General features: G+C 59.9%; 21 protein-coding genes and 1 pseudogene. 14 read left to right on the top strand and 8 right to left on the bottom strand.

Features of this window, described 5'->3' with window-relative positions:
- Positions 1-16 precede the first annotated feature (16 nt).
- Positions 17-1000, bottom strand: coding sequence for a tripartite tricarboxylate transporter substrate binding protein (locus ACSQ3G_RS29345; RefSeq protein WP_436112790.1), 984 nt, complete (start codon positions 998-1000; stop codon positions 17-19).
- A 173-nt stretch (positions 1001-1173) separates the two neighbouring features.
- Between ACSQ3G_RS29345 and ACSQ3G_RS29340 the strand changes: the two genes are divergently transcribed.
- The 4 genes and pseudogenes from ACSQ3G_RS29340 (at position 1174) to ACSQ3G_RS29325 (ending at position 3281) form a co-directional block, all read left to right on the top strand.
- The gene (locus ACSQ3G_RS29340) at positions 1174-1923 is read left to right on the top strand and encodes a FadR/GntR family transcriptional regulator (RefSeq protein WP_105427083.1); all 750 of its coding nucleotides are present in this window, start codon (positions 1174-1176) and stop codon (positions 1921-1923) included.
- The gene (locus ACSQ3G_RS29335; protein WP_105403650.1) at positions 1923-2582 is read left to right on the top strand and encodes an RraA family protein; all 660 of its coding nucleotides are present in this window, start codon (positions 1923-1925) and stop codon (positions 2580-2582) included. The genes ACSQ3G_RS29340 and ACSQ3G_RS29335 overlap by 1 nt, the downstream gene beginning before the upstream one ends.
- A gap of 153 nt (positions 2583-2735) precedes the next feature.
- Positions 2736-2960, top strand: a pseudogene (locus ACSQ3G_RS29330) (integrase core domain-containing protein); the annotation flags it as partial.
- Between the two features lie 72 nt (positions 2961-3032).
- Positions 3033-3281 carry a hypothetical protein gene (locus ACSQ3G_RS29325; protein WP_105403649.1) on the top strand — a complete coding sequence of 83 codons (249 nt, stop codon included), beginning with the start codon at positions 3033-3035 and terminating at the stop codon, positions 3279-3281.
- Positions 3282-3551: 270 nt separating this feature from the next.
- Here the strand turns inward: ACSQ3G_RS29325 and ACSQ3G_RS29320 are convergent, their stop codons facing one another.
- Positions 3552-3722: a hypothetical protein gene (locus tag ACSQ3G_RS29320; protein ID WP_436112789.1), complete on the bottom strand. Its 171-nt coding sequence runs from the start codon at positions 3720-3722 to the stop codon at positions 3552-3554.
- Positions 3723-4006: 284 nt separating this feature from the next.
- Here ACSQ3G_RS29320 and ACSQ3G_RS29315 point away from each other — a divergent pair, with 284 nt between their 5' ends.
- Genes ACSQ3G_RS29315 through ACSQ3G_RS29305 form a run of 3 tightly spaced genes read left to right on the top strand, consistent with a single transcriptional unit; the run spans position 4007 to position 7751 of the window.
- Positions 4007-5503, top strand: a complete 1497-nt coding sequence (locus ACSQ3G_RS29315; RefSeq protein ID WP_436112788.1) for a sugar ABC transporter ATP-binding protein — start codon at positions 4007-4009, stop codon at positions 5501-5503.
- A 35-nt stretch (positions 5504-5538) separates the two neighbouring features.
- Entirely contained in the window at positions 5539-6603 is a 1065-nt protein-coding gene (locus ACSQ3G_RS29310; protein ID WP_436112787.1) for an ABC transporter permease, read from the top strand.
- A gap of 47 nt (positions 6604-6650) precedes the next feature.
- Positions 6651-7751, top strand: a complete 1101-nt coding sequence (locus tag ACSQ3G_RS29305; RefSeq protein ID WP_105403723.1) for an ABC transporter substrate-binding protein — start codon at positions 6651-6653, stop codon at positions 7749-7751.
- 105 nt (positions 7752-7856) lie between these two features.
- Here the strand turns inward: ACSQ3G_RS29305 and ACSQ3G_RS29300 are convergent, their stop codons facing one another.
- Complete coding sequence (locus tag ACSQ3G_RS29300) at positions 7857-8885, bottom strand: LacI family DNA-binding transcriptional regulator (protein WP_436112786.1); 1029 nt, start codon at positions 8883-8885, stop codon at positions 7857-7859.
- Positions 8886-9124: 239 nt separating this feature from the next.
- On the opposite strand from ACSQ3G_RS29300, the gene ACSQ3G_RS29295 reads away from it, so the two are divergent.
- The 4 genes from ACSQ3G_RS29295 (at position 9125) to ACSQ3G_RS29280 (ending at position 12068) form a co-directional block, all read left to right on the top strand.
- Positions 9125-9928, top strand: coding sequence for a transporter substrate-binding domain-containing protein (locus ACSQ3G_RS29295; RefSeq protein ID WP_436112785.1), 804 nt, complete (start codon positions 9125-9127; stop codon positions 9926-9928).
- Between the two features lie 67 nt (positions 9929-9995).
- A complete protein-coding gene (locus ACSQ3G_RS29290) occupies positions 9996-10700 on the top strand; it encodes an amino acid ABC transporter permease (RefSeq protein ID WP_105403720.1) in 705 nt (234 codons plus the stop codon).
- The gene (locus tag ACSQ3G_RS29285) at positions 10697-11356 is read left to right on the top strand and encodes an amino acid ABC transporter permease (protein ID WP_436112784.1); all 660 of its coding nucleotides are present in this window, start codon (positions 10697-10699) and stop codon (positions 11354-11356) included. Before ACSQ3G_RS29290 ends, ACSQ3G_RS29285 begins: the two co-directional genes overlap by 4 nt.
- On the top strand, positions 11337-12068 hold the full coding sequence (locus ACSQ3G_RS29280; RefSeq protein WP_105427522.1) for an amino acid ABC transporter ATP-binding protein: 732 nt from the start codon (positions 11337-11339) through the stop codon (positions 12066-12068). Before ACSQ3G_RS29285 ends, ACSQ3G_RS29280 begins: the two co-directional genes overlap by 20 nt.
- A 135-nt stretch (positions 12069-12203) precedes the next feature.
- Here the strand turns inward: ACSQ3G_RS29280 and ACSQ3G_RS29275 are convergent, their stop codons facing one another.
- The 5 genes from ACSQ3G_RS29275 to ACSQ3G_RS29255 form a co-directional block, all read right to left on the bottom strand.
- Complete coding sequence (locus tag ACSQ3G_RS29275) at positions 12204-13223, bottom strand: LacI family DNA-binding transcriptional regulator (RefSeq protein ID WP_436112783.1); 1020 nt, start codon at positions 13221-13223, stop codon at positions 12204-12206.
- Between the two features lie 163 nt (positions 13224-13386).
- Positions 13387-13719 carry a hypothetical protein gene (locus ACSQ3G_RS29270; RefSeq protein ID WP_105403716.1) on the bottom strand — a complete coding sequence of 111 codons (333 nt, stop codon included), beginning with the start codon at positions 13717-13719 and terminating at the stop codon, positions 13387-13389.
- Positions 13716-14603 (bottom strand): NAD(P)-dependent oxidoreductase, encoded by an 888-nt coding sequence (locus ACSQ3G_RS29265; protein ID WP_105403715.1) that lies wholly within the window; start codon positions 14601-14603, stop codon positions 13716-13718. Before ACSQ3G_RS29265 ends, ACSQ3G_RS29270 begins: the two co-directional genes overlap by 4 nt.
- Positions 14600-15136, bottom strand: coding sequence for a gluconokinase (locus ACSQ3G_RS29260; protein ID WP_436112782.1), 537 nt, complete (start codon positions 15134-15136; stop codon positions 14600-14602). Before ACSQ3G_RS29260 ends, ACSQ3G_RS29265 begins: the two co-directional genes overlap by 4 nt.
- The gene (locus ACSQ3G_RS29255; protein WP_436112781.1) at positions 15105-15863 is read right to left on the bottom strand and encodes an SDR family oxidoreductase; all 759 of its coding nucleotides are present in this window, start codon (positions 15861-15863) and stop codon (positions 15105-15107) included. Before ACSQ3G_RS29255 ends, ACSQ3G_RS29260 begins: the two co-directional genes overlap by 32 nt.
- 84 nt (positions 15864-15947) lie before the next feature.
- Here ACSQ3G_RS29255 and ACSQ3G_RS29250 point away from each other — a divergent pair, with 84 nt between their 5' ends.
- From ACSQ3G_RS29250 to ACSQ3G_RS29240, 3 genes are all read left to right on the top strand, one after another.
- The gene (locus ACSQ3G_RS29250; protein ID WP_436112780.1) at positions 15948-16895 is read left to right on the top strand and encodes a 2-hydroxyacid dehydrogenase; all 948 of its coding nucleotides are present in this window, start codon (positions 15948-15950) and stop codon (positions 16893-16895) included.
- A 10-nt stretch (positions 16896-16905) separates the two neighbouring features.
- The gene (locus tag ACSQ3G_RS29245) at positions 16906-17937 is read left to right on the top strand and encodes an L-idonate 5-dehydrogenase (RefSeq protein WP_436112779.1); all 1032 of its coding nucleotides are present in this window, start codon (positions 16906-16908) and stop codon (positions 17935-17937) included.
- A 219-nt stretch (positions 17938-18156) separates the two neighbouring features.
- Positions 18157-19053: an SMP-30/gluconolactonase/LRE family protein gene (locus tag ACSQ3G_RS29240; RefSeq protein ID WP_436112778.1), complete on the top strand. Its 897-nt coding sequence runs from the start codon at positions 18157-18159 to the stop codon at positions 19051-19053.
- The last annotated feature ends 100 nt before the right edge of the window (positions 19054-19153 follow it).

The following is a 19153-nucleotide window of genomic DNA, read 5'->3' as shown; positions in this document are numbered from 1 at the left end:
TCTCTTGCTGTGGCCGCTACTTGGCCAGACCAACCGCTTTCATGGTCTCGCTCAGTCCGTCATGAGCGGCCTTTACGGTCGCGGCAAAGGTCGGGGCGTCCTGATAGGCAACGGAGAAGCCGCGCGAGGTCATGAACTTCTTGAACTCTGCGTCCTCTGTGATTTCCTTCAATGCGGCGCTGACCTTCTGTACGACGTCGTCGGGCAGGCCCTTGGGTCCGGCCAGGCCGCGGAAGGGAAGAGGCGACCACTTGATCCCGAGCATTTCGTCCGAGGTCGGAAGGTCGGGATAAAGCGGGCTGCGCTCGCTCGAGATCATCGCGATGGTCTTGGCTTGGTTAGCCTCAACGAGCGCCTTTGCTTCGGCGGGCGAGGTGGAAACCACGGCAATGGCGCCAGATGTCAATTGCTGCAGCGCCGGCGCTGAGCCATCCGAAGCAACCCAGTTTGCGGCAACGGGATCGATGCCCGCCTTCTGCAGCAGACCGACCCAGGCAAGATGCGAGAGACCGCCACGGTTTGCGCCGGAAGCTGCGACGCCCCCCGGGTCAGCTTTGACGGCTTCGATCAGGCCCTTGAGATCTGAATAGGGGGCGTCGGGGCGGATATTCACGGCAATGGCGTCGGCGTTGAAGCGACCTATGAAGGTCAGGTCCGCAGGCGTCACGCCCTTGAGGCCCTGCGCTTCGTACATCGCGCTTTCGATGGTGACGACGCCGAGCGTATAACCGTCGGGCGCGCCTTGGACGATTGCAGAATGGCCAACGAGGCCGCCACCGCCGGTGCGATTCACGACATTGAAGGGCTGACCGAATTTCTTCTGCAGGCCCTCGGCCACAGCCCGGGCGGTGGCATCGGTGCCGCCGCCAGCTGCCCACGGTACCATCACGGTGACGGCCTTCTCCGGCCACTCGGCCATGGCGACGCCAGCACTCAGAACCACTGCCACGCCAGCCACTCCGGCTGCGGCATGGCGCCAGAACTTATTAATTAAAGACACGATGTCTCCTCCCGTTTCCCTGTTGCGTGCGGCGCTGCGACTATCCTCCCGCTGAACCGACACTTGACATATGACTTATGACATAAGTACTGTAAGCGCATGATTGGTGATGCGTCAACCACTTCGCTCAATCTGCAAAAGGTCAAAGCGAAACACGACTGCGGGAGCCCGACATGATGACTGCTGAAACATCCACAGTTCCGAAGCGAGACCGCCTGCACATCATGGTGGCATCGGCGCTGGAGGCCAGCATTCTGAGCGGCGAGTTGAAGATCGGCGACAAGCTGGATTCCGAAAGCGCAATCGCCAAGGAGTTCGGTGTCTCCACCCGCGCCGTGCGCGAGGCAATCCACACGCTCGAAACCAAGGGTCTCCTGTTGCGTCGTCACGGTGAGCGCACGACCGTGGTGCGCGAGGACGTGAACGAGTTTCTCGATACGCTGGCCGTGACGGTCCGTCAGCGGTTGGCGGCGGAGCCGGAATATCTGCAGCAGCTGATGGTGGCGCGTCGCATGATCGAGACGGAGATCCTCGAAATCGTCTGCGCGTCCGATGCGCCGATCGCTCCTGCGGTTAAGGAGAATCTGGATCGCATGCGCAGGGCGCGGGATGAAACGGACTTCTCCGGTTTCGTAGAGGCCGACGCGGCCTTTCATTTGGCCATCGTCCACTCGGCGGGCAATCGCATCCTGTCGATCATCTATGACAATTTCGCCAGCCTCATTAGTGAAGTCATCCAGGTAACGAGCCGTGTGCCGACCAAGTCGCTTGACGAGGCCTACGACGAACACGCCGCGATCTATCAGATGATCAGCGACCACAACGAAATTGGGGCAAAGGCGTTGGTCCGCGCCCAGATCGACAACAGCGCGAACTACCTGCGCATTGCCATTGAAAAAGCATCCAAGGGAGGAAAGACGTAATGCCTGATTTTGACTATTCCGATGTCGACTGGAGCGCGATCGAGCGCCTGAAGAATTGGTATTCGGGTGACGTGCACGACAGCATGGAGGCGCTCGGCCTCTGGGGACATCTGGAAGGCATCAAGTTGCTGGGTGCCTTGGCGGAAGGAGAGGTGATCTGCGGACCGGCCGTGACTGTGCTTTTTGGTTTGTCAGACCGCAAAGGCGAGCCACAGGACGTCTATCACAATGCTGTCGACAACGCGCCGAAGGGCGGGGTCCTCGTCTGCGAAGCTTCCTGTGCGCCGGGCTCCTGCTCCGGCGAGCTAATGAGTTCGGGCGCCAAGACACGCGGTGCGGCGGCCACGATCGTTAACGGCACGGTACGCGACCTCGCACAGGTCCGAAAACTCGGCTACCCGTTATTCGGCACCGAGCCGAGCCCGGTCGGCGTGACCGGAAAGAAGGAACCAATCGAATCGCAGATCCCGATCAAGATCGGCCGCGTCACCATTAAACCCGGCGACGTGATCTTTGGCGATGTAGATGGTGTCGTCTGCATCCCGAAGGAGCACCTGGCCGCTGTCGCCGACCAGGCCGACACGCTTGGAAAGCATGAGACCGTGGCCAGAGATCGTATCTTGTCGGGCGAGAAGCTGCAGTCTGTCTGGCCGGTCTAATCCGGCCAAATGCGAAGTGGCGGTGACGTTAGCACGGCCACTTCGCTGTCGGGACAGCTCGATAGTTTCGATTGAACGGTCCACTTCGAATTCGAATGAGATCTTGACCCGGCCCAGCCTCAAAGTTTTCAGTAAGAACTGGCTCTGACGCGCTTCAAGGCCAGGGACTTCGCGAATGCGTGCAGGCCCTCGGTCTCAAGCACATCCGCACCAGACCCTACACACCCAAGACCAACGGCAAGCCGAGCGCTTGATCCAGACGGCCTTGCGCCAATGGCCCAAAGCATGCGCATATCCATCCTCACAACACCGAAATCGCTTCTACCCGACGGGACGCTTTATGTACGATGGCGTCGCCCCCACGGTAGCCTAAGCTCCGCAATTCGTCTCTACAAAATATACAGCGCAAAGGGCTACTCCAGGCGGGAGCCGTTTGACGACATTTGGCCGATGCAGGAGCCGACATTGCTCGCGGACGTGTTCAAGGCATTGGTCGATGCGGGACAAGTCACAAAAGAAGATTTGCGTGAAGATCTACCACTGTTTCCGCACGACGTCGAAAGTCTGACAGGTCTGCCATCCGGATGGCTAAGCCTGCAGGCTGCGAGAATCGTGGAGCTTAAGCCCGTCGCGACGCCGCGGGACAACCTCGGAGGGGCAAGAGGAGAAGTAATTCCGATCAAACGAAACAGCGAGTGACAACGCCATTTGACCCACCATATCCAGCCGCTTGTTAAATATCGGAAATCATTGCTGAGCGGACGACATCTCCACCGTGTCGACGGTTCGAATACGTTCAAGGCGTGCAAGCCTTAAGAACCGTGAAACCTTCGATAGGTTGGTGGATGAGATTTATGCGTCCAACAACCATTGCGCCTGTGCGGGTCCTAAGTGTCAAAACCACTCCCAGCATCATAACCACCGCCAACATCATGCCGGATTCAGAAACGCCGGGGCTGACCGCGAGAGTCACAGCTCAAAAGGCACCACGCCAAGATGCGACATCGTGAGGTAGCCGCCGCCAACATCGACGCGCGGAACCATAGAAAGCAATGCCGCTAGGTCGATCGGAATGTCGGCCGCAAGTGCCCCTGTGACGGTCGAGACCATAGCAGGCCGGCAATAAATGAATTTCTTCATCGCCGTCTCCTTACGAAATGGCGCGCTTTAGCGGAGGGACCAAACGGATCATCACCTGATCGATCGTGACCATTGCCAGGATGGCGAGGCCCATAAGGGGAAGGCGAGCGCGAAAATCGCCGCGACGATCCACGCGCCAATATGGACCGAGCGCTGACATGGGCGGAACACCAACACGAGCTGCGTTGGATCTATTCCTGACTAGGAGCGGAAAATGCTCTTGACGTCGATGTTATCGATAACATAGTATATGATGGTGGCAGCAAGCTTTGGGAGGAGCAGGGGTGGACAATCGCAAACTCATCGAGTTCCAGAACATCACCAAGGTATTTGGTGGCACTCGCGCCCTCGAGAACGTCTCCATCGATTTGCTCCCTGGCGAGATCCTGGCGCTCCTCGGCGAAAACGGCGCCGGAAAGTCGACGCTGATCAAGACGCTCGCCGGCATCTACAGGCCGGATAGCGGCCAAATCCTCTTTCGCGGTGAGCCTTACAGTCACCGCCCGCCGAAACCCAACACGCGTCAACCCGTTGCCTTCATCCATCAGGATCTCGGTCTGATCGAATGGATGACAGTCGGCGAGAATGTTGGTTTGGCGCAGGGCTTTTCCATGCGTTCGCGGCTGATCGACTGGCGCGGAACGGAAGATCGTGCCCGCGAGGCGCTGGCACTGGTCGGCTGCGACTTCGACCCCAGCACCCGCGTCCAGGACCTCACCCGCACGGAAAAATCGCTTGTTGCAATTGCCCGCGCGCTTGCCGTCGAGGCGGACGTTCTGGTTCTCGACGAACCGACCGCAAGCCTTCCAGCCGACGAAGTCGAGCGGCTGTTCAACGCCATTCGTCCGTTGAAGGAACGCGGCGTTGGCATGATCTACGTGTCGCACCGGCTGGACGAGATTTTTCGCATCGCCGACCGCGTCGCAGTCTTGCGCGACGGCAAGCTGGTGGGCCAGCGGCCAGTCAGCGAGACGGGGCCGGACGACCTGATCGAGATGATCGTCGGCCGCCCGGCCAACCAGCTTTTCGTCAAGGCCGCCTGCACACCTGGCAGGACCGTCCTTGCAGCGAAAAACCTGACCTGCGCCGGCACAGGACCCGTATCCTTCGATATCCGCCGAAACGAACTTCTGGGCCTTGTCGGACTGCGCGGCGCCGGTCAGGAAATCATAGGCCGCACCCTGTTTGGCTGCGAGGCATTTGGCGGCACCATTCACCTGGACGACGAAACCCCGGACCTTTCGAGCGCCGTCGCAGCGATGAGATCCGGCATCGGGTTGATCGCCCGCGACCGGGCGGAGGAATCTGTTGCGATGTCGCTGTCGCTCCGGGAAAACACTTTCATCAACCCCGGTGCATCCGGCCGTGGCTTGTTCTCTTTCCTGTCGCCGGCCGAGGAGGCCAAGCGGGCCCGCAAGATCGGTGAAGCGGTAGGGTTGCGCCCGAACGACCAGAGACTTCCAATCGAAGCCCTTTCAGGCGGCAACCAGCAGAAAGTCGTCGTCGGCCGCTGGTTAGTCACGGCTCGCAAACTGCTAATCGCCGAAGACCCGACCGCCGGCGTCGATGTCGGAGCCAAGGCTGAGATTTACAAACTGATCGCCCAAGCATTGGAAGCCGGTCTAGCCGTCGTTGTCGTGTCCACCGATTTCGAAGAAATCGCCCACATCTGCCACCGCGCGCTGGTGTTTTCGCGCGGCCGCATCGTCGCCGAACTTCAGGGTGAGGCCCTGACCACATCCGCCGTCATTTCCGCCGCTTCGGCATCGGAAGCGGCCTAGACCGCAAGCCTTGTAGACCACAGGAGCCACGAACCATGCAATCGATCGAATCCACGGCGCTTGAGCCGACGCGCGGCGAACTGGCCGGGCTAACCATTGGTCAGAAGATCGCTCGCTATGTCCCAGTTTATGGTCTCGTCATTCTGACAGTCTTCCTGATCCTCCTGTTTTCGGTCCTGCTGCCCGCAACCTTCCCGACCCTGCTGAATCTGCGCTCGATCGTTTCGGACAAGGCGATCATCGCACTTCTGTCATTGGCGGCGATGATCCCGATGGCTTCCGGTCGCATCGATCTCACGGTAGGCTACGGCATCGTGCTCTGGCATATTCTGGCGATCAGTCTCCAGACCATGTTCGGTGTCCCGTGGCCGATCGCTGTTGCCATTGTGCTGGCTCTCGGCGCCTTCACCGGTTTCCTCAATGGACTTCTGGTCGAGGTGGCGCGGATCGACAGTTTCATCGCCACGCTTGGCACCGGCACCATACTCTATGCGCTGGCGCTGTGGCATACCGGCGGTCGGCAGGTGGTGGGTGTTCTGCCCAATGGTTTCTATGCGCTCAACGGCACCATGTTGTTTGGTCTGCCCATCACCGGCTTCTACGTTATGGCCATTGCCGTCACGCTCTGGATCATCATGGAATATCTGCCGATCGGCCGCTATGTCTATGCCATCGGTGCCAATCCGAAGGCGGCTGCGCTAAACGGTATCCCGGTCCGCCGCTTCGTGATCGGCGCCTTCGTTTCTTCGGGGACGCTTGCGGCGCTTGCTGGCGTCCTGCTCGCCTCGAAACTGCGCATCGGCCAGGCAAGCGTAGGGCTGGAATACCTGCTGCCGGCGCTCGTCGGTGCCTTTCTCGGCTCCACCACGATCAAGCCCGGTCGCGTCAATGTCTGGGGCACGATGATCGGTGTCGTCATTCTGGCGGTTGGCATCTCCGGTATTCAGCAGATCGGCGGTTCATTCTTTGTCGAGCCGCTCTTCAACGGTCTCACCCTGCTCGTGGCTATCGGCATCGCCGGTTATGCGCAGCGCAAACGGGGCGCAGCCGGCAAGGCGGCGGTCCCCGGCCCGTTGCCCGCAAAAACGCAGACAAGCTGACGAAAAAGGTTTCCACGAACCGCACTATCTTCAAGGGAGGAAAGAATATGCAACGCAGAACACTGATCCAGAACTCGGTCGCCATGCTGGCACTGATGCTGGCGGGCCCGGCGCTGGCCGATGCCATGGCCAATGCCAAGACCGTGGTGGACAAATACGCCACCCGCGTCACCGCTTGGGACGGCCCGAAGACCAGCCCCAAGGCGCAGGAAGGCAAGACCATCGTCGTGCTGGCCGGCGATCTCAAGAATGGCGGCATCCTGGGCGTGACCACCGGCGTCGAGGAGGCCGCGAAGGCAATTGGCTGGGAGGTCAAGGTGCTGGATGGCGCCGGCTCGATCGGCGGCCGCACGGCAGCGTTCGGCCAGGCACTGGCCCTGAAGCCCGCCGGCATCATCATCAACGGCTTCGATGCCGTCGAGCAGGCCCCGGCCCTGGAGCAAGTGAAGGCTGCGGGAATTCCGCTCGTCGCCTGGCATGCGGGACCAGTCATCGGCCCCGATAAAAAGACAGGTCTCTTCGCCAATGTCAGCACCGATGCCATGGAAGTCTCCAAGGCGGCGGCCGACTACGCCTATGTCGATGCCAAGGGCAAGCCGGGCGTGATCATCTTCACCGACAGCACCTATGCCATCGCCATCGCAAAGGCTGACAAGATGAAGGCTGAGATCGAGGTACTCGGCGGCACGGTTCTCGCCTATGTCGACACGCCGATCGCCGAAACGTCGCAGCGCATGCCGCAGCTGACCACGTCGCTGCTGCAGAAATACGGCGACAAATGGACCCACTCGCTGGCCATCAACGATCTCTATTTCGACTTCATGGGTCCATCGCTTGCAGCCGCGGGCAAGGGCGGCACCGATGCACCGATCAATGTGGCAGCCGGCGATGGTTCGGAATCAGCCTATCAGCGCATCCGTGCCGGTCAGTTCCAGAAGGTGACGGTCGCCGAACCCTTGAACCTGCAGGGATGGCAGCTCGTCGATGAGCTGAACCGCGCATTCGCCGGCGAAACTTGGTCCGGCTACCTATCGCCCTTGCACGTCGTCACGTCGGGCAATGTCGAGTTCGACGGTGGACCGAAGAACAGCTTCGACCCAGATAACGGCTACCGTGACGAATACAAGAAACTCTGGCGCAAGATGTAACAACCGTCTCCCAAACAAACTAGGCACCGCGAATGGTGCCCATTTTTTCAGTTTCTAACAGACACCCCAATAAAACTCCCTGACGGATCAGCTGGAAACCTGCAACTAGATTTTTTCTGTGGTGTTGCCCTGGACCAAATGCAGCGCTGCTTGCCATGACCTGCTGGGGTGAGCGTTCGCGTTCCGAAGCATGTCCAGTAGCGCGCGAGCGGCCGTCTCTCCGATCGCCTCTCGCGGCGTATCGATCGTGGTGAGCCGGGTGCGCACCGTATTGGGAATGGACGTACCGTTGAACCCCACTACCGAGACCTGGCCCGGGACAGCTATACCCGCTTCGTGAAGATATGACAGGCCGCCCAACGCCATTGCGTCATTCAGGAAGTGGATGGCCTGTACGTCGGGATGCGTCCGCATGAGTTGCTCCGTCAAAACGCGCCCGGTCGCGGCCTGTCTCGGTTTCCGCTCGCACGTTACGCTCACCAGGGCGATGTCGGCGGCGGCAAGCGAAGACTGCAGTGAGAGATAGCGGCGGCGGGCACAAAGATCCTTCTCCAGCTCGGCACCAACGTAGGCGATCCTCTGCAAGCCACGCGCGAGAAAATGCATTGCAACGAGACGGCCTGCCTCCGCATGGGATGGGCCTGCCCCGAAATCGAGGCCGGAGTTATCGCAATCCCAAAGCTGAATGGCTGGGCAGTTGCGGTTTTCAAGCAACCTCATGGAAGCGGCGCTCCGCTCCATACCGCCATTCAGCAAAAGTCCGGCCGGCTGAAACGAGAGCATTTCACGAATAAGATCGGCTTCCACGATCGGGTCGAAATGCGACTCGCCGATGAACGTTTGATACCCATTCGGTCTGAGCACCGCGTTCACCCCGCTGAGCACTTCGGAGAAGACGATATCGCTGATCGAGGGGATGATGACCGCCACCATACGGCTTCTGCGCGAACTCAGCGATCCTGCGAGGCTGTTGGGCAGATATCCTAATTCGTCCGCCGCTCGCCTGACTCTCGCTCGCGTCTCCTCTGAGATGCTTCCGACGCCCCGGATCACCTTTGAGACGGTCATTCTGCTGACGCCCGCCCTGGCGGCCACTTCAACAAGAGTGACGGTCTTCGCGCGTTTCTGCCTCACATATTTCTCCTCTTTGCAGGGATGCACAAACAGACTTGACGCTCCCGATTGTTATCGATAACATCAATTTAGGTTAGCGATAACCCCATAACGCCAGATGCGACGGTTTTAAGTCCGGGCAGGCGGTTTGGGAGGAGAACGACGCTCCGAAGGAGCGGAACTGCGAGCTCGCGACCGTGAACGCATGCTCCGTGGCGAGATGCCTTGCAGCAATCATTATGACAAGTGGAGGAAGAACGATGAAAATCTCAAACTATGTACGGACGACGCTGACTGCGATCGGAATAGGAATAGCAAGCCTGGCCGCGACTGCCGAGGCTAGCGCGACGACGCTGAACGACATCGTGTCGCGCGGCTCAGTCCGGATAGGTGTCCTGACCGGTGCACCGCCTATGGGGATGGTGGACGAGAAGGGCAACCCGACAGGTTATGACGTCGACGTCGCCAATCTGATTGGCGGGTATCTGTCGTTACCCGTCGAACTTGTGCCGCTCACCCCGCCCGCCCGCATTCCCGCACTTCAGACAGGCAAGGTCGATTTCCTCGTCGCCACACTTGCGCCGACCGGCGAACGGGCGAAGACCGTCATGTTCACGCAGCCGTACAGCGCCTTCAACATGGACATCATCTCCGGCCCTGACCAAAAGTTCGCGAGCCTTGCCGATCTCAAGGGTAAGCGCGTGGCGGTCAATCGCGGTTCGTCGCAAGAGACTGCGCTACGAAAGGCCGCGGTACCCGGCATGCAAATCGTCGTATTTGAGGACGACTCCACCAGCGCGCAGGCCCTCATCGCCGGACAGGCCGATGCAGTTGCGCTGCCTTCGACAGTGGGTGAAGCGATCATCAAACAGCGCCCGGACGCCGGACTGCAGGTTGGCTTCACCTTTTTCCAGCAGGGCAACTCGATGGCGACCAAGATGCAGGATTTCGAACTGCGCCAATGGCTGAACACGGCGATCTACCTGATGAAGATCTCCGGTGACCTCGACAAGGTTGCAACCAAATGGACAGGCCGTCCAATGCCGACGCTTCCGTCCTTCTAAGTGGGTTTGCGTGAGAGCCTGCCGGCGGAACCGTCGGCGGGCCACGAAACATCGACGGAGCTCGCTTATGTCCTATACGTTTCAATTCGGCGTGCTTGCACAGTATCAGGATGAAATTCTGAACGGCATCTGGCTGACGATCAAACTTTCAGTCCTTTCGATCCTTCTTGGCTCGGCGGCGGGCGTCGTCCTTGCCTCTATCCGCTCAGTGAAAGGCGGCGCCGCGCGATTTCTTGTCGATGCCTATGTCGAGATCATTCGCAACACCCCATTCCTGGTCCAGCTTTTCATCGTCTATTTCGGTCTACCCGGCCTCGGCCTGCGCGTCGGCGCCGATACAGCTGCGCTGATCGGTATGACGATCAATCTTGCCGCCTATTCGACGGAAATCATCCGCGCCGGAATTGAGGCGGTGCATAAGTCACAGATCGAAGCAGGCGAGGCGCTCGGCTTCACCCGCTTTCAAATCTATCGCCACGTCATCATCGTGCCGGCGATCGCCAAGGTCTATCCGGCGCTGTGCAGCCAGTTCGTGCTGATGATGCTGGCCTCGAGTATCTGTTCGGCGATTTCGACGCATGAACTGGCAGCTTCGGCCGCCTTTGTTGAATCGCAGACCTACCGGTCGTTCGAGGTCTATATCGTCGTCACGCTGATCTATCTGGCGCTTGCGCTTGCGTTGCGTGCTTGTCTGGCGCTCGTCGGTATGTGGCTGTTCGGCCGCCGTGTCGCCCGCCGTACCATGACGTCCCTGCCGGAGGTACAGGCATGACGCTTAGAACATTCGGTTTCAATGAATTCGGTTTCCTGCTGCAAGCACTGCAATGGACCATCGTCCTGACGGTCATTGCACTGATCGGGGGCGGTCTTCTCGGCTTTGCCGTGGCACTTGCCCGCACCTCGCGCACAAAGGCGGTGCGTATTGCTGCCGGCACTTACATCCAGGTCATCCAGGGCATTCCTGTTCTGATGATCCTGTTCTTATCCTATTATGGCCTGAGCCTTGCCGGATTGGAGTTGCCGCCGCTGATTGCCGCGGGTGCATCGATGACGATCTACGCATCGGGTTACCTGGCGGAAATCTGGCGTGGCTGCATTCAGGCAGTGCCGAAGCAGCAATGGGAGGCGTCGGAGTCCCTCGCCATGACCCGGCTGCAACAATATCGCTACGTCATCCTGCCGCAGGCTGTCCGCATATCGCTGCCTCCCACCGTCGGTTTCGCGGTGCAGGTGGTCAAGAACACCTCAATTACCTCAATCATCGGTTTCGTTGAACTCGCTCGCGCGGGGCAACTCATCAACAATGCGACGTTCCAGCCCTTCCGCGTCTTCGTCGCGGTTGCAGTTCTCTATTTCGTCGTCTGTTACCCATTGTCCCAGCTGTCGCGTTGGCTGGAAAGGAGGCTCCATGCCGGAAGTAATCGTTGAAAAGGTTCACAAGAGCTTCGGTGCGCTCGAAGTTCTCAAGGGCGTCTCGCTCAGTGTCGGGCGCGGAGAGGTCTTCGCGCTGATCGGTCGGTCAGGCTCCGGTAAGAGCACGCTGCTGCGCTGCATGAACGGTCTGGAAAAGATCAATTCCGGCCACGTGGAAATTGCCGGCCACACGCTTGGGGGAGATGCTAAAGCATTGCGCAGCCTGCGCACCGATGTCGGCATCGTCTTCCAGAGCTACAACCTGTTTCCGCATCTGACTGTCGGTGAGAACATCATGCTTGCGCCACGCATCGTGAAGGGCATAGCAAAGGCCGAGACGCAGAAAATCGCCCGGGAGGTGCTGCAGCTCGTGGGCCTCCTGGAAAAGTTCGATTCCTACCCGGATCAGCTTTCCGGCGGCCAGCAGCAGCGGGTGGCGATCGCCCGTTCGCTTGCCATGCGGCCAAAGGTGATGCTGTTCGACGAAGTGACCTCGGCGCTCGACCCGGAACTGACCGAAGAAGTGTTGACGGTGATGGAGACGCTCGCTCGCGACGGGATGACCATGATCCTTGTAACGCACGAAATGGCGTTCGCCCGAAGGGTGGCGACGAAAACCATCTTCATGCACAAAGGTACGATCTGGGAAGAGGGGCCGTCCAAGGAGCTCTTTGCCAATCCGCAAACACAGGAGTTGCGGCAGTTCGTGAAGTCCGACGTTAAGTAACCGGGTTAAAGCGCATCAAACATCCTGCCGCCGCAGGGCAAGCCCCTCAGGCGGCAGGAGCAGATCGGGTTGGGTGGTGGACGCCGCACCTTGTCGAATGTTCGCTTGGTATCGCAACAGCAAGGGCCGGGGTCGTCAGCGACTGGTCTCTCGCAGGATCAAGTCCGGCCGGATCGTCACGCGTCCCGATTCATTCGCCAGCCGTCCGTCCAGGACGTCGATAATGAGCTTCGCCGCCTTTGTTCCGATCTCAGCCGCGAACGCGTTGATTGTGGTCAGGCTGGGAACGCAGATTGCGCCGATCTCGTAGTCGCCAAAACCACCGATCGCGATTTGTCCGGGCACCGCAAGGCCGCGACGTTGACATTCCGTGAGCGCGCCAAAGGCGGAAAGGTCGGAGACGCAAATCACCGCCTCGGTGTCAGGAAATTGTTCCAGCAGCCGTCCCATCGCGTTCGCGCCCTCCCGCATCGAAATCGGCGGAGGGCCGGCAGCAATCAGGCGTTCCGCATCCAGACCGTGATCCTTTATTGCGGCGATGAAGCCGGCCCGGCGGTCGGTGCCACGCGTGTCGCGGTCGGCGTCACCGCCAATGAAGGCGATCTTTCGATAGCCGGAAGAGACGAAGTGATTGACCATCTCGCGCACCGCGAGTGCATTGGAGAAGCCGACGACGTGACCGATCGGCTCTTCAGGAAGGTCCCAGGTCTCGATGACCGGGATTCCCGCGTTCGACAGGAGCTTGCGGGCGCGTGGGGTGTGTTTGCCCCCCGTTACCACGATCGCTTCTGGCTTGCGCCGCAAGAGCTGCTCGATGAGCCGTTCTTCTTCCTTCGTGTCGTAGTTGGTGTAGCCGAGGAGGATTTGCAGACCCCTCTCCGCGAGGCCATCGCTCAGCGAACGTACCGTATCGGCGAAATTGGCGTTGTTGATTGAAGGAATGGTGACCGCCACGAAGTCAGTGCGTTGCGAACGCAAATTTGCGGCGGTGCTGTCGAAGACATAACCGAGTTCCTCCGCAGCACGCAGCACGGCTTCGCGGGTTTCCTGGCTGACGGAGGCGTCCTGCTTGAAGGCGCGCGACACCGTCATCGGCGACACGCCGGTGCTGCGTGCAATGTCCGCCATCGTGATTGGCTTGCGAATATTATGCATTTTGGCCCATGTTATCGTTATCACCGGCACTACAGCGAGTTTGTCGCAGGATTGCAAGCCCGTTGTGGCGTCGCTCGTGATTGGACGGGAGCAAAGCTTGATGCGGCGGAAACAAAGAGAAGCGAAGCGTTGAAGGGCCTCGCTTGTCGGGGCATCTTGCGGGCTACAGTGGGAATTCGTTTGCCTGTGTCACATGGTGGTGAATGCGTCCGTCGAAGAACCGGGCTAGGACTTCTTCCGTGGCCGCCTTGGCAGCAGTGCGGGCTGGACTCGCCAACGCCGTCTCAACCGTCGCAAGATCGGGATAATTGATCGCAAGGATCATCGGGATTTCCGGCGCCCCTTCGTCCCGGGCATCCGCAAAGGTCACTCTTACTTCGAGCGCACCTGGGAAGGCTTTCCATTTTGGCAGGATATTCTCCAGGACGGCGGTCCGAAACGCTTCGGTCTGACCTTCCTTCACCGTTCCTTCGAAGAGAGCATAGCGTGTGATCATTGTGCGATATCCTTGTTGGGACCCTTGAAAAATTCCATCAGAGCGGCCTGATCCTCACCACCGAGGCCGGCGGCCGTCAGCATCCGATGCACTTCGGCGCAGGTAGCTGTGAGTGGCATGGCCGTGTTGGTCAGGCGTGCAAGATCCTGCGCGCCGTTCAGATCCTTGACCATGTTGTCAATCCGGCCGGTGCGCCGGTAGTCCTTGGCAACGAATCGCGGCATGTATTCCTGCAGGATGGCGCTGTCGGCGCGGCCACCCTTCAGCGCCTGCGGGATTTTTGCGGCATCCACGCCAGCGTCGAGCGCCAACTGCGTGGCTTCGGCCACCGCCAGAAAATTCAGACCGCAGAGAACCTGGTTGATCAATTTCGTCGTCTGGCCAGCACCTGACGGCCCCATGTGGGTGTAGTTCGAGGCGACATGTTGCAGCACCCGATGCGCGTCTGCGACATCCTGTTCTTTGCCACCTGCCATCAGCGTGAGCTGTCCGACCAATGCTTTTGGAGCGCCGCCCGAGAGGGGACTGTCGACCCAGCGCAAACCAACCTCCGCAGCGTCCGATGCCAGCGCCTTCGTTGCTTCCGGATCGATGGAGGACATGTCGATGACGAGCGTTCCGGGCGCGGCACCTTCGGCGACACCACCGGTGCCAAAAACAGCCAGCCTCACGATCTTTGGAGAATTGAGGCTGAGGATCACGTAGTCCGAAACGGACGCTGCCTCTGCCGCACTCGCTGCGGTTTTTGCACCCTTGCCCACCAGCTCTTGCACCCTGGCCTTGTCCAGGTCAAAGACCGTCAAGTTGTTGCCGGTCTCCAAGAGCCGTGCGCCGATAGCTCCGCCCATCGCTCCGGCGCCTATCAATGCAACTCTGTTCGTCATCCTCGCATTCCTCCCAATTGTGCAATAATCTTGTCGACGACTGCGTCGAGCGGCTCGTCGATATCCACAGTGATCGCATTTTCCTCCGACCCCGGCGGTTCGAGCGTCGAAAACTGGCTTGCCAGCAACCCCTGTGGCATGAAGTGCCCCGATCTGGCTTTCATCCGCGCTGCGATAACCTCGGGCGTGCCCGAAAGATGGATGAAAATCACAGGCGCTCCTGCTTCCTGCGCGATATGGGCACGGTACGCACGTTTGAGCGCTGAGCAGCCAATGATCAACGGGTTCTCGGAGGCGGCGAGTGCCCGTCCTACTCGCGTCAGCCACGGCCAGCGGTCGTCGTCGTCCAAAGCGATTCCCTGGCTCATTTTCGCAATGTTTGCCAATGGGTGCAGATCATCCCCGTCCAGGTAGGCTGCGCCCAACCCGACGGCGAGCGCCGCTCCGACAGAGGACTTGCCGCATCCGGCAACACCCATCAATATCAATTGTTGCCTGGCCTCAGAGAGAGGCCGTGATGCCGCCGTCGACATAGAGCACATGTCCGTTCACAAAAGAGGAGGCGCTCGAAGCAAGGAACACGCAGGCGCCGACCAGCTCTTCGACCTTGCCCCAGCGGCCGGCCGGTGTGCGTTTTTCCAGCCACGCGGAAAAATCGGCGTCGCCGACCAGAGCGGCGTTCAGCGGCGTGTCAAAATAACCGGGCGCTATCGCATTGCATTGCAGCCCGTATCTTGCCCAGTCAGTTGCCATGCCCTTGGTCAGATTGCCAACTGCGCCTTTGGTGGCCGTATATGGCGCGATGCCGGGGCGGGCTAGGGCAGTCTGTACGCTGGCGATATTGATGATCTTACCGGCGCCGCGTTTGATCATATGCCGGGCAGCCGCCTGTCCGACGTTGAAGACACTGGAAACATTGGCGCGCATCAGCCGTTCGAACGCATCCGCCGGAAAATCCTCCAGCGGAGTTCGGTGTTGCATGCCTGCGTTGTTCACAAGGATGTCTATCGCGCCCGTTTTTGCTTCGAATTCGTCAACGGCGCGCCGCGCGGCCTCATGTTCGGTCACGTCGAAGACCAACTGATGGGCGCCGGCGCCGAAGCTTGTCGCGGCTTGCGCCAGCTTGACCGCATCGCGTCCATTGAGCACGATTTCTGCGCCGGCGTCAGCCAAACCACGGGCAAGGGCAAGGCCGATGCCCTGCGACGAGCCGGTGATCAAGGCCCGGCAACCGGTCAAGTCAAACAAGCTTCGCCCCATTGATCTCTCCGTTTTCTCTCGACATCCACAATATTGTCTCTTATGTTATCGATAACATTGATTGTCAAGAGACGGAGAAACCAAATGAACAAGCCGCAGATCCTCCAGGTCGGACCCTATCCGGAATGGGACGAGGCGCCACTCACTGCCAGCTTCGAGGTCCATCGGTATTTCGAGGCCGCCGACAAGGCCGGTTTCCTCGCGTCTGTCGGTCCGAACGTCAAAGCCATTGCAACAAGGGGCGAACTTGGCGCCAGCCGGGCGATGATCGAGGCTTGCCCGGCGCTCGAACTGGTCTCCGTCTACGGGGTCGGCTTCGATGCCGTTGATCTCGCGGCCTGCCGGGAACGCGGCATCCGCGTCACGAACACGCCTGATGTATTGACGAGCGATGTGGCAGACCTCGGCATAGCGATGATGCTATGTCAGTCGCGTGGCCTGGTCGGTGCGGAAGGTTGGGTCAGAGATGGAAGCTGGGTCGAAAAGGGCCTCTATCCGCTCAAGCGCCGCGTATGGGGGCGAAGCGCAGGCGTGCTCGGCCTTGGCCGCATCGGCTATGAGGTTGCAAAGCGCCTCCAGGGCTTCGACATGCGGATCGCCTATTCCGATGTCGCGCCAAAGGATTTCGCTTCGGATTGGGAGTATATTGCTGATCCCGTGGCGCTCGCCTCGCGGTCTGATTTCCTCTTTGTCACCCTGGCTGCTTCCCCAGTCACCCGCCACATCGTCGGTCGCGAGGTGATTGCGGCACTGGGCGGGGAGGGGATGTTGATCAATATCTCTCGCGCCTCCAATGTCGACGAAGAGGCATTGCTCACTGCACTGGAAAGTGGTGCACTCGGCTCGGCGGCTCTTGATGTGTTCGAGGGAGAGCCAAAACTCGACCCGCGTTTTCTGGCGTTGGACAATGTCCTCCTGCAGCCCCATCACGCCTCGGGAACCATTGAGACGCGCAAGGCTATGGGGAAACTGGTCCGCGATAATCTCACGGCGCATTTTTCCGGTCAGCCACTGTTGACGCCAGTCCTTTGAGGAGGCCGCGATGAAAACTATCGTTGTTCACGGCGCAAAGGATTTGCGCATCGAGGAGCGTCCGATTGAAACACCAGGCCCAGGAGAGGTGCGCCTTCGCCTTGCCGCTGGTGGAATCTGCGGCAGCGATCTCCACTATTACAATCACGGTGGCTTCGGCACCGTCCGGCTACGCGAACCGATGATTCTCGGACACGAAGTTTCCGCACATGTCGATGCCCTTGGACAGGGTGTAGAAGGATTGGAGTTGGGACAGCTCGTTGCCGTTTCGCCGTCCCGTCCGTGCCGAACCTGCCGCTACTGCCAGGAGGGGCACCAAAACCAGTGCCTCAACATGCGGTTCTACGGAAGCGCCATGCCGTTTCCGCATGTCCAAGGCGCCTTTCGTGAGGTTCTCGTTGCGGACGCGATCCAATGCGTTTCGGCCGATGGCCTGACGCCGGGCGAGGCGGCAATGGCCGAACCGCTGGCCGTGACGCTCCACGCGACCCGCCGGGCTGGAGAAATGTTGGGCAAACGGGTTCTGGTGACGGGTTGCGGGCCAATCGGCGTTCTGGCGATTCTGGCGGCTCGCCGTGCTGGGGCCGCTGAAATCGTCGCGACGGACCTCTCCGAATTCACCCTGTCGCTCGCCCGCAAAGCCGGCGCCGACCGGACGATCAACATGGCGAGAGAACCCGACGCGCTGGCCTCTTATGGGGCAGGGAAAGGAACGTTCGATGTCCTCTACGAGTGCTCCGGCGCCGCAGCGGCGCTCGCAGCGGCCATCGCTGTTTTGCGGCCGCGGGCGGTGATCGTCCAGCTGGGGCTTGGCGGAGATATGGCAGTCCCGATGATGGCTATCACGGCCAAGGAGCTGGATCTGCGCGGATCCTTTCGCTTCCATGAAGAATTCGCCATCGGAGTCGGGCTCATGCAGAAGGGTCTCATCGACGTGAAGCCGCTGATCACCCACACGCTCCCCTTGCGGGAGGCCGTCACAGCCTTCGAACTGGCGAGTGACCGGAGCCAGGCGATGAAGGCGCAGATCGCCTTTATCTGACTTGCAGAGAGGTCTTCTGGCGGAACAAAAAGGGGGCGATCCGGATCAGCGCCGCCTTTGTCTTCTGCGAGACCGGCAGACCAGGGCGCTGCCGTCCCGGCGGCCATTGAGGTGCCGCAGGCGGGGCCTTCAGACATCTCGTCACCCTTGCCTGTTCATATCAAGGGTATCGGGTGATATCGATAGCGTTCTCACAGCTTCCAGAAAGGGAAGGCCGGCATGTCGTACTTTGAAGTGGTCAATCCGCTGTTTGGCCGATACGTCCTTGGCAATGCGCCGGTGAAACAGATTGCGACGGGCTTTGACTGGGTCGAGGGCCCGGTCTGGTTCGGTGATGCAGGATGCCTCCTCTTTTCCGACATTCCGAACAATCGCATCCTCCGCTGGTCTCCAGGCGCTGGGGTCTCCACGTTCCGACAGCCCTCGAACTTTGCCAACGGCAATACGCGCGACAGGCAGGGAAGGCTGGTAACGTGCGAACATGGCACGCGCCGTGTGACGCGCACGGAACTTGACGGTTCCGTCACTATTGTGGCTGACCGCTATCGGGGCAGGCGCCTGAACTCTCCCAATGATGTGGTGGTGAAATCGGACGGCTCCATCTGGTTCTCCGATCCGCACTACGGGATCATGACGGACTACGAAGGCTTTCTGGCCGAGCAGGAACTGCCGTGCCACGTTTACCGCGTCGATCCTTCTGGAGAGATCGAAGTCGCCTTGGCGGATTTCAACTGCCCCAACGGCCTCGCCTTCAGTCCCGATGAAACCCGGCTCTATGTCGCCGATACCGGACGCATGTTCGGCTCAGACCCCCAACATATCAGGGTTTTCAATGTTGCCTCCAGCGGCGCGCTTTCCGGCGGCGAGGTGTTTCACACCATCAGCCCAGGATGCGCAGACGGTTTCCGAATGGATAGCGATGGCAATATGTGGTCCTCGGCGGCAGATGGCGTGCATTGCATTTCCCCGGATGGGCACCTGATAGGAAAGGTACTTGTTCCTGAACTAGTCTCCAACCTCTGCTTTGGCGGCCACGCGAAACATCAGCTGTTCATGACTGCGACGACCAGTGTATACTCGATTACGTTGAACCGCAGAGGTGCTCAAAATCCTTAAACTCAAAGCGCGTTCGTCTTGGCGTACAGCGTTGGCGTGGTAGGTCTCACGGCACGGAGAATAACGTGTCGGGGCTCAGTTCCCATCAAGGCGACCGAAC

The sequence above is a fragment of the Neorhizobium tomejilense genome (assembly GCF_964254135.1).
Lineage (GTDB): Bacteria > Pseudomonadota > Alphaproteobacteria > Rhizobiales > Rhizobiaceae > Neorhizobium > Neorhizobium tomejilense.
The sequence above is the reverse complement of the archived record's forward strand: the minus strand, read 5'-3'. Positions and strand labels throughout refer to the sequence as shown.